This window comes from Pseudomonas maumuensis, assembly GCF_019139675.1.
GTDB lineage: Bacteria > Pseudomonadota > Gammaproteobacteria > Pseudomonadales > Pseudomonadaceae > Aquipseudomonas > Aquipseudomonas maumuensis.
The window spans coordinates 1,222,929-1,235,750 of the sequence record NZ_CP077077.1 but is presented as its reverse complement, the minus strand read 5'-3'; the positions used below and the strand labels follow the sequence as shown (position 1 = coordinate 1,235,750).

At 67.5% G+C, this 12,822-nt stretch carries 12 protein-coding genes; 9 read left to right on the top strand and 3 right to left on the bottom strand.

Translation table 11 applies throughout. The features are described from left to right. Positions 1-43: 43 nt before the first annotated feature. The gene (locus KSS90_RS05720) at positions 44-2,089 is read left to right on the top strand and encodes a PhoX family protein (protein ID WP_217868544.1); all 2,046 of its coding nucleotides are present in this window, start codon (positions 44-46) and stop codon (positions 2,087-2,089) included. A gap of 252 nt (positions 2,090-2,341) precedes the next feature. Here the strand turns inward: KSS90_RS05720 and KSS90_RS05715 are convergent, their stop codons facing one another. Next, positions 2,342-2,512 carry a hypothetical protein gene (locus tag KSS90_RS05715; protein WP_217868543.1) on the bottom strand — a complete coding sequence of 57 codons (171 nt, stop codon included), beginning with the start codon at positions 2,510-2,512 and terminating at the stop codon, positions 2,342-2,344. 356 nt (positions 2,513-2,868) lie between these two features. After that, on the bottom strand, positions 2,869-3,834 hold the full coding sequence (gene gspK, locus KSS90_RS05710; RefSeq protein WP_217868542.1) for a type II secretion system minor pseudopilin GspK: 966 nt from the start codon (positions 3,832-3,834) through the stop codon (positions 2,869-2,871). Between the two features lie 136 nt (positions 3,835-3,970). Between gspK and tatA the strand changes: the two genes are divergently transcribed. From tatA to nagE, 8 genes are all read left to right on the top strand, one after another. Further along, the gene (gene tatA / locus KSS90_RS05705; RefSeq protein WP_046854345.1) at positions 3,971-4,189 is read left to right on the top strand and encodes a twin-arginine translocase TatA/TatE family subunit; all 219 of its coding nucleotides are present in this window, start codon (positions 3,971-3,973) and stop codon (positions 4,187-4,189) included. Next, positions 4,189-4,476 carry a Sec-independent protein translocase protein TatB gene (gene tatB / locus KSS90_RS05700; protein WP_217868541.1) on the top strand — a complete coding sequence of 96 codons (288 nt, stop codon included), beginning with the start codon at positions 4,189-4,191 and terminating at the stop codon, positions 4,474-4,476. The genes tatA and tatB overlap by 1 nt, the downstream gene beginning before the upstream one ends. After that, positions 4,476-5,210: a twin-arginine translocase subunit TatC gene (tatC, locus tag KSS90_RS05695; protein WP_217868540.1), complete on the top strand. Its 735-nt coding sequence runs from the start codon at positions 4,476-4,478 to the stop codon at positions 5,208-5,210. The genes tatB and tatC overlap by 1 nt, the downstream gene beginning before the upstream one ends. A 126-nt stretch (positions 5,211-5,336) precedes the next feature. After that, entirely contained in the window at positions 5,337-6,068 is a 732-nt protein-coding gene (locus tag KSS90_RS05690; protein WP_217868539.1) for a GntR family transcriptional regulator, read from the top strand. A gap of 11 nt (positions 6,069-6,079) precedes the next feature. Further along, the gene (nagA, locus tag KSS90_RS05685) at positions 6,080-7,168 is read left to right on the top strand and encodes an N-acetylglucosamine-6-phosphate deacetylase (RefSeq protein WP_217868538.1); all 1,089 of its coding nucleotides are present in this window, start codon (positions 6,080-6,082) and stop codon (positions 7,166-7,168) included. Continuing rightward, a complete protein-coding gene (locus KSS90_RS05680) occupies positions 7,165-8,187 on the top strand; it encodes an SIS domain-containing protein (RefSeq protein WP_217868537.1) in 1,023 nt (340 codons plus the stop codon). Before nagA ends, KSS90_RS05680 begins: the two co-directional genes overlap by 4 nt. An 18-nt stretch (positions 8,188-8,205) precedes the next feature. After that, positions 8,206-10,749 carry a phosphoenolpyruvate--protein phosphotransferase gene (ptsP, locus tag KSS90_RS05675; RefSeq protein ID WP_217868536.1) on the top strand — a complete coding sequence of 848 codons (2,544 nt, stop codon included), beginning with the start codon at positions 8,206-8,208 and terminating at the stop codon, positions 10,747-10,749. Positions 10,750-10,761: 12 nt separating this feature from the next. Beyond that, entirely contained in the window at positions 10,762-12,423 is a 1,662-nt protein-coding gene (gene nagE, locus KSS90_RS05670) for an N-acetylglucosamine-specific PTS transporter subunit IIBC (protein WP_217868535.1), read from the top strand. 87 nt (positions 12,424-12,510) lie between these two features. On the opposite strand, the gene KSS90_RS05665 is transcribed toward nagE, so the two are convergent. Then, positions 12,511-12,822 carry a YqfO family protein gene (locus KSS90_RS05665; protein ID WP_023632229.1) on the bottom strand — a complete coding sequence of 104 codons (312 nt, stop codon included), beginning with the start codon at positions 12,820-12,822 and terminating at the stop codon, positions 12,511-12,513.

Here is a 12,822-nt window from a genome sequence, read left to right as displayed (position 1 = left end):
CAGTCGCGGTTTCCTTCAACTCAGCCAAAAAAAGGACACCCTGATGAGTCGAGATACCGGCGATAACCTGGACCGCAACCAGAGCGGCAACCTGCCGATGGCCAGTGTCATGGACACTTACCTGAGCCGTCGCTCCGTGGTGCGCGGCAGCCTCGGCGCGGCCATCGCCATGATCGCCGGTGCCGGCCTGAGCGGTTGCTTCGACAGCGGCGGCGGCTCGGATCACGACGATCCAGCGCCGCAGCCGGAGAAACCCAAACTCAAGCTCGGCTTCAACTCCATCGCCGGCTCGCGCACCGACGCCTGCGTGGTCGCCGCCGGCTACAGCGCCTACGTGCTGGCCCCTTGGGGCACACCGCTGAACGCCACAGCCAACCCATGGAAGGCCGACGGCAGCAACACCTCCACCGACCAGGCCAACGCCATGGGCATGCACCACGACGGCATGCACTTCTTCCCCATCAACGGCAGCTCCAGCGATGGCCTGCTGGCGATCAACTTCGAATACATCGACACCGCCGCCCTGCACCCGGCCGGCCCCACCACCGTCGCCGGCAAACGCCCGGTCGAAGAAGTGCGCAAGGAGATCAACGCCCATGGCGCCGGCGTGGTGCGCATCAGCAAGGTCGCCGGGCGCTGGCAGGTGGTCGACAACGACCCGCTAAACCGCCGCTTCACCACCGTCTCGCTGATGGATATCGCAGGCCCGATGCGCGGCACCGACCACGTCAAGACCAAGTTCTCGCCCACCGGCACCCAGTGCCGCGGCACCAACAACAACTGCGGCAACGGCTACACCCCGTGGGGCACCTACCTGACCTGCGAGGAGAACTGGCCCGGCATCTTCGTCAATAAAGGTGTGCGCCCGGCCAACCAAGTGCGTATCGGCGTCTCTTCGAGCAGTGGCCAGTACAAGTGGGAAACCGCTGCCGGCGATGCCAGTGAAGTGGCCGGCGAATTCGCCCGTTTCGACATCACCCCCAGCGGCGCCAGCGCCACCGACGACTTCCGCAACGAAGCCAGCACCTATGGCTACATCGTCGAGATCGACCCGTACACCAACAACACCCTGGCAGTGAAGCGCACCGCCCTGGGCCGCTTCCGCCACGAAGGCTGCTGCCCTGGCCTGCCGGTGGCCGGCAAGCCGCTGGTCTGGTACACCGGCGACGACTCCAACAACGAGTACCTGTACAAGTTCGTCTCCGACGCGCTGTGGGACCCGGCCGACGCCAACCCCGCCGACCGCCTGGCCACCGGCGCCAAGTACATGGACAAGGGCAAGCTGTATGTCGCCCGCTTCGATGCCAACGGCACCGGCGCCTGGCTGCTGCTCGACGTGGCCACCCCGACCACCGCCGGCAGCACCCTGGGCGCTCAGTTCGGCGACCTGCCGGGCATCATCCTCAACACCCGTGGCGCTGCCGATGCCGTGGGTGCCACGCCCATGGACCGCCCCGAGTGGACCGCCGTCAACCCGCTCAACGGCGACGTCTACCTGACCCTGACCAACAACAGCGCACGCACCGCGGCCAAGGTCGACGCGGCCAACCCACGCGGGCCGAACCGCCACGGCCATATCATCCGCTGGCACGACAGCGACGACCACAAGACCTTCACCTGGGACATCTTCGTGTTCGGCGCCAACGCCGCCGGCGCGCCGGACATCAACCGCTCGGGCCTGACCGAACTGAACCAGTTCGCCAGCCCCGACGGCATGAGCTTCGATAGCCGCGGCGTGCTGTGGTTCGAGACCGACAACGGCGAAGCCACTCTGACCAGCTACACCAACGACCAGGTGCTGGCGGTGATCCCCACCGACCTGGTGGACGCCAACGGCAAGCAGATCCCGGTCAACGCCACCAACCAGGTGGACCTGCGCCGCTTCTTCGTCGGGCCGAACGGCTGCGAGGTGACGGGGATTGCCTTCACCCCGGACAACAAGACCATGTTCGTCAACATCCAGCACCCGGACAACTGGCCGAGCACCGACAAGGCCACCGACCTCACGCCGGCCGGCACCTCGGTGCGGCCACGGGCTTCGACGGTGGTGATCCAGCGTAACGATGGCGGGGAGATCGGCACGGCCTGATCGCGTCGACCGGTGTATCCACGGTGACTAACGAAAAGCCGCCCAAGGGCTAGTACTTGTCAGTTTGCGTCACTGGGGCTGCTATGCAGCCCATCGCCGGCAAGCCGGCTCCCACAATTGCTGTGCAGGACTCAAGAATTGCGCGGTCCCTGTGGGAGCCGGCTTGCCGGCGATGGCCGCATAGCGGCCCCTAACGCTTAACTGACTGGTATTAGCCCATGGGCGGCTTCTGTCGATTGATTCGACTAAGTCTCAGTAGACCTCGAGGTTCCAGCCCACCGGTTCTACGGGCTCCCCCTTGAGGATCTTCTCGGCCCGCTCGGCCATTGCCTTGCACAACTCCTCGCCTGTCATCTCACGCTTTTTGGCAATGTTGGCGGGCATCGGTTTGCGAACCAGCGGTGTACGCAGCTCAATTCTCATATTCATGCTCCTTGTCGCAGGGCACGCCTTGCGCGCCAGCGTGGCCTGCCTCAGAAGATAAAAAACCCGCACAGCCGCCTGAAAGGAACGTCAAAAGAATCGTCCCATCGGCAGAGGCAAAGTAGTTCCAAGGATTTGTTCGAAAGCACTCATCAAGGGCCTCGACGCCTCTCAGGGACTCTTAGGCTTTCACGCTCCAGAGAGTGTTGCCGATGTCGTGCATGAGAAGAGATACCCAGTGAAATGCTAGCTGGCCGGTAGCTTAGCCGCCCGCGTCACCGGCCATGCTGAACAGATCGTCTCATCCGACATTTCCTACGATACCTAGCGAATTTCCAACCATCAGTAACAAAGTCTCACCCGGCTACGGGCTCCCGCCCCCTGACCCGCACCTGCTGCGCCGGCACCCGCGCATGCCACTGCACCACGCCCAGCGCCTCGATCTGGAACTGGCTGCGCAGCGTGTACCCCTCCTCCTCGAACGACAGCTGCAGGACGAAATGGCCGCTGTTGAGCAACAGCCCTTCGCTTAGGCGGGCGAAGGTCTCGTCATCCACCGCCCCCAGCGCCTGGCGCAAGGCCGCGGCATCGACATACCCGGCCGCCGGGCGGGCACTGATCACGCGGCTGAGCATCGAGCGGGAGAACCGTCCTTCGTACATCGCCTCCAGCAGCGGCAGGTGCTCCAACCCCAGGGCATTGGCATTGAGCCGCCAGCCGCTGGTCGAAGGCAGTGCGCAAAGCATTCGATAGCGGCCTTGCCGAGCACTGTCCGGTTCCAGCAGCAGGTTGAGTTCACTGGTGTCGAGCATGGGCTGGTTGGCCGCCAGCCGCGGTGGCTGCTGGCGCAGGTACTGGGCGCTCTCGGCGCCCTGCAGGCGGGCATCGCTGTCGGCGTCCAACCAGTCGGCCAGGGCATCGACCAGCCGTTCGGCGGCCATGTCATCGCCCAACAGCTGGCGCAACTGGCGCTCGGCCCGTCGGCCGTCCTCTCCCAGCAGGGCGTTGACGTTGAAGCAACTGTGCTGGTCGATCACCCGTAACTGCGCCTTGCCGGCACCAAAGTCGTAGGCCAGCGGCTGCCCACGCAGGGCCTGCCAGAACAGCGGGCTGGCGCGCCAGGCCGGATCGCGCAGGGCCTGGGAGGCGTAGGCCAGGCCAGCCTGCTCCATGGCGCGCACCTGCACTCGCTGGTGCAGCAGACGCACCGCGTCCACCTGGCGCCGGCCATCCTCCACCAGCCAGGCCAGCCCCGCCGCCAGCATCGCCAGCACCACCAGCACCATCAGCAGTGCCGCGCCCCGTTGTCGCCTGCGCCCCATCCCTGTCTTCCCGTGGCTGCTGAAAAGCGCCAGTCAACACGCCGGTTGTTGCAGGCAGATGGCAGTCATGTGCCCGTCATCTGCGCAGGGCAGGATTGGCCTTCCTTTTTCTTTGACCTGACAGGAGTGGTCTTACATGGGTGGCATCGGAATCTGGCAATTGGTGATCGTGCTGTTGATCGTCTTCCTGCTGTTCGGCACCAAGCGGCTCAAGGGGCTGGGCGGTGATGTCGGCGAGGCGATCCAGGGCTTTCGCAAGTCCATGGGCGGCACTGCCGACAACACTGTCGAGCAACAGCCGCAGGTGCTGAACAATCAGCCGGTGCAGCAGACGCAAACGGATCGTCAGGCCTGATGTTCGAGATCGGCTTCACCGAACTGCTGTTGGTGGGCATCGTCGCCCTGCTGGTGCTCGGCCCCGAGCGCCTGCCGGTGGCGGCGCGGACCCTGGGCCGTGGGCTGGGCCAGGCCCGTCGGGCACTGAATGCGTTGAAGGCGCAGGTGGAACGGGAGATCGACATGCCCGCCCTGGATGCCGCGCCGTTGCAGCGCCTGGAGCAGGAGCTGCGCCAAGGTATCCAGCTCGACGCGACGCCGGCCAATGACCCGACACCCGTCGCCCAGGCCAAGGAGAGCGCTTGATGTCCCTCGCCCTTGACCAGGCGGCGCGCATGCCGCTGACCGATCATCTGCGCGACCTGCGCAAGCGCCTGATGCGCTGCCTGCTGGTGATCGCGCTGGTGTTCTGCGGGCTGTTCCCCTTTGCCCAGACGCTGTACACGCACATTTCCGAACCGCTGCGCCGTTACCTGCCTGAAGGCGCCAGTATGATCGCCACCAGCGTCACCTCGCCGTTTCTTGCGCCGTTCAAGCTGACGGCGATGTGCGCGCTGTTCGTCGCCATGCCGCTGCTACTGCACCAGGCCTGGGGCTTCATCGCCCCGGGGCTGTACCGCCGCGAACGGCGCATCGCCCTGCCCCTGCTGGTGTCGAGCATCGTGCTGTTCTACGGCGGCATGGCGTTCGCGTTCTTCCTGGTGTTCCCGATGATGTTCGGTTTTTTCGCCAGCGTGACCCCGGACGGGGTCGAAATGATGACCGACATCGGCCTGTACCTGGACTTCATCCTGGCGCTGTTTTTGGCGTTCGGCCTGGCCTTCGAGATCCCGGTGGCGACCTTCATCGTGGTCTGGGCGGGGCTGACCGACGTGGCCACGCTGCGGCGCAGCCGGCCCTATGTGATCGTCGGCTGCTTCGTGGTGGGGATGATCCTGACCCCGCCGGATGTGTTTTCGCAGACCATGCTGGCGGTGCCGATGTGGGTGCTGTTCGAGGTGGGGTTGCTGGCGTGTGGGTTGGTGCGCCGGGCTGGGTAGATCGATCAATTGCCGGGGCTGTGCAGCAGCCCCCAGCTGAACAGGCACACTAATCCGGACCAGTGGTATTGACCTGGTATTAAAGTGGTATTAATTTTCATCCCACAACAATATCGGACATTGCTTATGCGTCCTCTAGAGGCCCTGCGCCCCGACGACACCAGCGCCACCCCGCTCTACCTGCAGCTGGCACGCAACCTGGAGCAGGCCATCCATGCCGGCCAGTGGACCGCCGACCAGGCCCTGCCCTCGGAACGCACTCTCAGCGAAACCCTGGACATCTCCCGGGTCACCGCGCGCAAGGCCCTCGAAGTCCTGCTCGAACAAGGCCTGATCCAGCGCATCCAGGGTTCCGGTACCTTCATCACGCCACGCCTCGAACAACCCCTGTCACGCCTGTCGAGCTTCAGCGAAATGCTGCGCATGAAAGGCTTCGTGCCCAGCTCGCAGTGGCTGGAGCGCAGTATCGGCACGCCGAGCAGCGACGAACTGATCCGCCTCGGCCTGTCGCCCACCGACCAGGTGGCCCACCTTAAGCGCCTGCGCAAGGCCGACGATATCGTCATGGCGGTGGAGGTCAGCACCCTGCCCGCCCGCCTGCTCGGCGACCCACAGGCCATCGGCGATTCGCTGTACCAGCACCTCGACCAACTAGGCCGCCCGGTGGTCCGCGCCCTGCAACATATCCGCGCGATCAACGCCAGCGACGAACTGGCCGCCCAGGTGGGCATCGCCCCCGGCACCGCCATGCTGCTGATGACCCGGATCGGCTACCTCGACGACAACACCGCCATCGAGCTGACCGACACCTACTGCCGCAACGACTACTACGACTTCGTCGCCGAACTGCGACGCTGACCGGAGCCCCCATGGACATCGCCAACATCCTCACCCCCGACGGCTGGGTGCACGGACAACTGCACCTCGAAAACGGCCGCATACAGGCCATCGAGGGCACCCCGTGCGACCCGCAGGCCAACGACCTGCCGTACCTGTTGCCCGGTTTCATCGACCTGCATGTGCACGGCGGCGGCGGCAGCGACATCATGCAGGGCGGTGAGGCCTTCGCCACCATTGCCCGCACCCATCGGCGCTTCGGCACCACCTCGCTGCTGGCCACCACCATGACCGCGCCACGCGAGGAACTGGCCCGCGTGCTGGGCGAACTGGGCGCGCACCTCAAGCAACCGCGCCAGGGCGCGCGCATTCTCGGCGTGCATCTGGAAGGCCCGTATATCAACCCCGGCAAGCTCGGCGCCCAGCCGAACTTCGCCCACCAGGCGCTGCTCGACGAAGTCGAGGAGTACCTGGCCCTGGCGCCGATCAAGGTCATCACCATCGCCCCGGAAATCGCCGGGCACCTGCCGCTGATCCAGGCCTTGAGCCAGCGCGGCATCCGCCTGCAGATCGGCCACACCCTGGGCAGCTACGAGGAAGGCGTGGCGGCCCTGGAAGCCGGCGCCAGCAGCTTCACCCACCTGTACAACGCCATGAGCCCGCTGCACCACCGCGAGCCGGGCATCGTTGGCGCGGCCCTGGCCCACGCCCGCTACGCCGAGCTGATCCCCGACCTGCTGCACGTGCATCCCGGGGCGATCAAGGTAGCCCTGCGCGCGATCCCGTGCCTGTACTGCGTCACCGACTCCACCGCCGCCGCCGGCATGCCCGACGGCGAATACCGCCTGGGCAGCCACACCGTGACCAAGTGCCTGGGCGGCGTGCGCCTGCCCGACGGCACCCTGGCCGGCAGCACCCTGACCATGGACCAGGCCCTGCGCAACCTGGTGAAGATCGGCCTGCCCCTGGCCGAAGCCTCCGAGCGCCTGTCCCGCTACCCCGCCGATTACCTCGGCATCGCCGACCGTGGCCGCCTGCAACCGGGCGCCTGGGCCGACGCGGTGCTGCTCGATCGCCAACTGAACCTGACCGCCGTGATGGTCGAAGGAGAAACCGCATGAGTTCAAGGATGCTCGAAGAGGCCCGCAGCTGCGCCGATGTCGTCGAACGACAGAACCAGGCGCTGGACCCGCGCCTGGAAGCCCTGAGCGAACAGCTGCGTCGGCTCGACCCGCAGGTGGCGCTGACCGTGGCCCGGGGCAGTTCGGATCACGCCGCCAGTTACTTCGCCTATGTCGCCATGCAGCAACTCGGCCTGCCAGTGGCGTCGCTGCCAATGTCGGTGGTGACCTTGCAGCAGGCGCCGCTGCGGGTACGCGGCCAGGTAGCGCTGGGCTTCTCGCAGTCGGGCCAGAGCCCGGACCTGGTCGACAGCCTGCGGCGCCTGAACCAGTGCGGCGCGACCACCGTGTCGCTGGTCAATGCCGAGGGCTCGCCGCTGGAGCAGGCCTGCCAGCACCACCTGCCGCTGGGCGCCGGCCCCGAGCTGTCGGTGGCGGCGACCAAGAGCTTCGTCGCCACCCTGAGCGCCAGCGCCCGCCTGGTCGCCCATTGGGGCCAGGACCGTGCCCTGCTGGCAGCCGGCCTTGCCCTGCCCACGCAATTGCGTGAAGCCGCCGCCCAGGACTGGAGCCCGGCCCTCGACACCTTGCGCGATGCCGAACGGCTGATGGTGATCGGCCGTGGCGCCGGCTTTGCTATCGCCCAGGAAGCGGCGCTCAAGCTCAAGGAAACTTCGGTGATCCAGGCCGAGGCCTTCAGCAGCGCCGAGGTGCGCCACGGCCCCATGGCGCTGATCGACGCCCAGTACCCGCTGCTGGTGTTCGCCCCGCGCGGCGTCGAGCAGGCCGGCCTGCTGCAACTGGCCGCCGACATGCGCCAGCGCGGCGCCCATGTGCTGCTGGCGGCGCCCGCCGATATCGCCGGGCGCGACCTCACCCTGAGCTGCGCCGAACACCCGGCCCTGGACCCGCTGCTGGCGATCCAGAGCTTCTACGTCATGGCCGCGGGCCTGGCCGAGGCCCGTGGCCTCGACCCCGACCAGCCGCGCCACCTGAGCAAAGTGACCTGCACGCAGTGAAGCCGCGAGGAACAGCGCATGCCCGACAATAACAAGATCATCCTCCATGCCCCGCTCGCCGGGCCGCTGGTGCCGCTGGAGCAGGTGCCGGACCCGGTGTTCAGCAGCGCCACCCTCGGTGACGGCGTCGCCATCGACCCGCTCAACGATGTGCTGTATGCCCCGTGTGCCGGCGAGGTGGTGCAACTGGCCCGCACCGGCCACGCGCTGACCCTGCGCGCAGCCAACGGCGCGGAAATCCTCCTGCATATCGGTGTCGACACCGTGCAACTGCAGGGCCGTGGCTTCTCGCCATTGGTGGCGCTGGGCGACCAGGTCAGCCAAGGCCAGCCGCTGGTGCGCTTCGACATGGACCTGGTGGCGCAGCACTGTGTCAGCCTGGTTACGGTGATGCTGATCAGCAATGGCCCAGGCTTTGGCCTGAGGCGACTGGAAGCAGGCAATGCGCAGCTCGGCGCGGCGCTGCTGGAGGTCGAGGCCACGGGCCGCGAAGCGAATGGCCGGCCGGTCAGCCATGAAAGCGCGCGCGGACACGCCCGGGTCGCTCATCACGGCGGCCTGCACGCCCGCCCCGCCGCCTTGCTGCGCCAGACTGCGCAAGGCTTCCAGAGCCATGCCGTGCTGCGCTTCGCCGAGCGCGAGGCCGACCTCGACAGCCTGGTGGCGGTCATGGGCCTGGGCGTTGGCGAAGGCGCCGAAGTCGAACTGATCTGCACCGGGCCGGACAGCCAAACCGCGCTGCTGGCGTTGATCGCTGCCGTGCAGACAGCCTCGGTCGGTGAGCGCCATGCCGCGCACGCGCCGACCAGCACCGCCATGCCCAAGCCCGCTGCCGGGCCCGGCATGCTTACCGGTGTCTGCGCCGCCCCCGGCCTGGCTCAAGGCCCGCTGGCCCGGCTGGACGGGGTCAGCCTGCCGCCCGACAACGGCGACAACGACCCCGCCGCACAGCACCAGGCGTTGAACACGGCCTTGGCCGAAGTGCGTCACGCCATCGACCGCGACTGGCGCCACCTGCCGCGCGGCCAGGAGGACGCAGCCGCGATCCTCGAGGCCCACCTGGCCTTGCTCGACGATCCGGCCCTGCTTGGCGACGCCCGCCAGCATATCGCCAACGGCGTCGCCGCCAGCCATGCCTGGAGCCGTGCCATCGATACCCAGTGCCAGATCCTGCGCAGCCTGGGCAACCCATTGCTGGCCGAGCGCGCCAACGACCTTTACGACCTGCAACAGCGTGTTCTGCGGGCCTTGCTTGGTGAAACCCGGCAACTGCGCCTGCCGCCCTCGGCCATTGTCGTCGCCCATGAACTAACGCCCTCCGACCTGCTGCTACTGGCCCGCCATGAGGTCGCCGGGCTGTGCATGGCCGCCGGCGGCGCCACCTCGCACGTCGCCATCCTTGCCCGCGCCCGCGGCCTGCCGTGCCTGGTGGCCGTGGGCGAAGCGCTGCTGGAGCTGCCCGCCGGCACGCCGCTGGTGCTGGACGCCGACCAGGGCCGCCTGGAAACCGAGGCTGATGCGCAGCGCCTGGCCGAGGTGCAGCGTCATGTGCAACAGCGCCGCGAAACCCGCCAACGCCAGCAGGCCGCCGCCCAACAGAGCGCCCGCACCCGCGATGGCCAAGTGATCGAGGTCGCAGCCAACGTTGCCAGTGCCGAGGAGGCCGCCGAGGCCTTGGCCCAAGGTGCTGACGGCATCGGCCTGCTGCGCAGCGAGTTCCTGTTCATCGACCGCCCCACCGCGCCGGACGAGACCGAGCAGCGCAGCGCCTACCAGGCCGTGCTCGATGCCATGGGCGAACGCCCGGTGATCATCCGTACCATCGATGTAGGCGGCGACAAGCAGCTCGACTACCTGCCCCTGCCGGCCGAGGCCAACCCGGTGCTGGGCCTGCGCGGCATCCGCCTGGGCCAGGTGCGCCCGGAACTGCTCGACCAGCAGTTGCGCGCGCTGCTGCAGGTCAGCCCGCAACAGCGTTGCCGGATCATGTTGCCGATGGTGACCGAAGTCGACGAGCTGATCGCCATCCGCCAGCGCCTGGACCGGCTGGCCGGCGAACTGGGTATCGGGCAACGCGCCGAGCTGGGGGTGATGATCGAGGTGCCGGCCGCCGCGCTGCTCGCCGAGCGCCTGGCCGAACATGCCGATTTCTTCTCCATCGGCACCAACGACCTGTCCCAGTACACCCTGGCCATGGACCGCGACCACGCCGGGCTGGCTGCGCGGGTGGATGCCTTGCACCCCGCCCTGCTGCGCCTGATAGAGCTGACCTGCCAGGGCGCGGCGAAGCACGGGCGCTGGGTCGGCGTGTGCGGTGCGCTGGCCTCCGACCCGCTGGCCACGCCGGTGCTGATAGGGCTGGGGGTGGCTGAGCTATCGGTCAGCGCACCGCAGATCGGCGAGATCAAGGCGCAGGTGCGCCAGCTCGATGCCGCCGCCTGCCGTCGCTTCAGCCAAGGCCTGCTGGGCTTGTCCAGCGCCGCCGCGGTGCGCCAGGCCTGCCGCGACTTCACCGCCCAGTCCCACGCCCAACCGGCCGCCGCCGCGGCCCTACAACAATAATCGGAGCGCACCATGTATCAGCACTTCATCCAGGGCCTGCAACGGCTCGGCCGCGCCTTGATGCTGCCCATCGCCATCCTGCCCATCGCCGGCCTGCTGCTGCGCCTGGGCGACACCGACCTGCTCGACATCGCCCTGGTGCATGACGCAGGGCAAGCGATCTTCGCCAACCTGGCGCTGATCTTCGCCGTCGGCATCGCCGTGGGCTTCGCCCGCGACAACAACGGCACCGCCGGGCTGGCCGGGGCCATCGGCTACCTGGTACTGGTCGCGACGCTGAAGGTGATCGACCCGAAGATCGACATGGGCATGCTCGCCGGGATCATCTGCGGTCTGCTCGGCGGTGGCCTGTACAACCGCTTCAAGGACATCCAGCTGCCGGACTACCTGGCGTTCTTCGGCGGCCGGCGTTTCGTGCCGATTGCCACCGGGGTGTCGGCGGTGTTCCTCGGGCTGCTGTTCGGCCTGGTCTGGCCGCCGATCCAGGACGGCATCAACAGCCTCGGCCAATTGATGCTGGAGAGCGGCAGTATCGGCGCGTTCTTCTTCGGCGTGCTCAACCGCCTGCTGATCATCACCGGCCTGCACCACATCCTCAACAACTTGGTGTGGTTCGTCTTCGGCAGCTTCCAGGCGGCCAGCGGCCAGGTGGTCACCGGCGACCTGGCGCGCTTCTTCGCCGGCGACCCGAACGCCGGGCAGTTCATGGCCGGCATGTTCCCGGTGATGATCTTCGGCCTGCCCGCCGCCTGCCTGGCCATGTACCGCCATGCCCTGCCGGCCCGGCGCAAGCTGATCGGTGGCGTGCTGCTGTCGATGGCGCTGACCTCGGCGCTGACCGGGGTGACCGAGCCGATCGAGTTCGCCTTCATGTTCCTCGCGCCGCTGCTGTACCTGATCCACGCGCTGCTCACCGGGGTGTCCATGGCGGTCTGCGACCTGCTCGGCATCCGCCTGGGCTTCACCTTCTCCGGCGGCGCCATCGACATGGCCCTGGGCTGGGGGCGCTCCAGCAACGGTTGGCTGGTGTTCCCACTGGGCCTGCTGTATGCCGTGGTCTACTACTTCGTGTTCGACTTCTGTATTCGCCGCTTCGACCTCAAGACACCGGGGCGCGAGGAGCAACCCGGCAACGAAGCGATGGCCGGCGCGGAGGTGCCCAGGGCCCGGCGCTATATCGACGCACTGGGCGGCGCCGCCAACCTGCAAGGGGTGGACGCCTGCACCACGCGCCTGCGCCTGGTACTGGCCGATCGCGGCCTGGCCCAGGACCAGGCGTTGAAAGCCCTCGGCGCCATGGCGGTGGTACGGCCTGGCAGCGGCGGCAGCCTGCAAGTGGTGGTGGGGCCGATGGCCGATGCGCTGGCCGATGAGATCCGTGGTGAGCTACCCCATGCGCGGGTGGCGGCACCGGTGGCCGAGAAGGCCACCGTGGTCACCGAGACGGTCGTCGTGGATGAATGGCTGCAGGCCCTGGGCGGGCGCGACAATCTGCTGGAAGCGCAGTGCGTGGCCTCGAGCCGGGTGCGGGTGCAAGTCAGGGATGAGAGCAAGGTGGAACAGGATCACCTGGCCGCCTTGGGATGCCTGGGAGTGAGTCCGCAGGCGGGTGGCGTGTGGCATCTGCTGGTGGGTGGCAAGGCGCCTGCACTGGGCGCCGCCTTGCAAGGCTGAAAAGCATCGCGGGGCCAGCCCGCTCCCACAAGGTTTACCGATACCTTGTGAGAGCGGGCTGGCCCCGCGATGTGATTCGACGCTGCCTTAGAAATCGGCCAGCGGCCAGACCTCATAGGCCGGTGTTTCATACGGGTGGCTCTGCTTGAGCGCAGCGACCACCTGGGCGATCAGCGCATCAGCCACCACCAGCTCCACCTTCCATTCCTCGACCACCTCGACCTGACCGGTCTGCCCGAGGTACGGCTGGCTGCCGTGCAACGGGCGGAACTGGCCCTGGCCGAGGGTCTGCCAGGCGCAGTGGTCATAGTCGCCAATGCGCCCGCCTCCAGCGGCGAACACAGCGGCCTTGACCACTTCGACATGGCTGTCGGGGACGAAGAAGGCGAGCTTGTACAC

What these genes read in the sequence shown, in the direction of transcription:
- nagA (WP_217868538.1), top strand. Translation starts at nt 6,080, where the DNA reads ATGGACATCGCCAACATCCTCACCCCCGACGGCTGGGTGCACGGACAA.
- KSS90_RS05720 (WP_217868544.1), top strand. Translation starts at nt 44, where the DNA reads ATGAGTCGAGATACCGGCGATAACCTGGACCGCAACCAGAGCGGCAAC.
- tatC (WP_217868540.1), top strand. Translation starts at nt 4,476, where the DNA reads ATGTCCCTCGCCCTTGACCAGGCGGCGCGCATGCCGCTGACCGATCAT.
- ptsP (WP_217868536.1), top strand. Translation starts at nt 8,206, where the DNA reads ATGCCCGACAATAACAAGATCATCCTCCATGCCCCGCTCGCCGGGCCG.
- tatB (WP_217868541.1), top strand. Translation starts at nt 4,189, where the DNA reads ATGTTCGAGATCGGCTTCACCGAACTGCTGTTGGTGGGCATCGTCGCC.
- KSS90_RS05680 (WP_217868537.1), top strand. Translation starts at nt 7,165, where the DNA reads ATGAGTTCAAGGATGCTCGAAGAGGCCCGCAGCTGCGCCGATGTCGTC.
- tatA (WP_046854345.1), top strand. Translation starts at nt 3,971, where the DNA reads ATGGGTGGCATCGGAATCTGGCAATTGGTGATCGTGCTGTTGATCGTC.
- gspK (WP_217868542.1), bottom strand. Translation starts at nt 3,834, where the DNA reads ATGGGGCGCAGGCGACAACGGGGCGCGGCACTGCTGATGGTGCTGGTG.
- KSS90_RS05715 (WP_217868543.1), bottom strand. Translation starts at nt 2,512, where the DNA reads ATGAGAATTGAGCTGCGTACACCGCTGGTTCGCAAACCGATGCCCGCC.
- KSS90_RS05690 (WP_217868539.1), top strand. Translation starts at nt 5,337, where the DNA reads ATGCGTCCTCTAGAGGCCCTGCGCCCCGACGACACCAGCGCCACCCCG.
- nagE (WP_217868535.1), top strand. Translation starts at nt 10,762, where the DNA reads ATGTATCAGCACTTCATCCAGGGCCTGCAACGGCTCGGCCGCGCCTTG.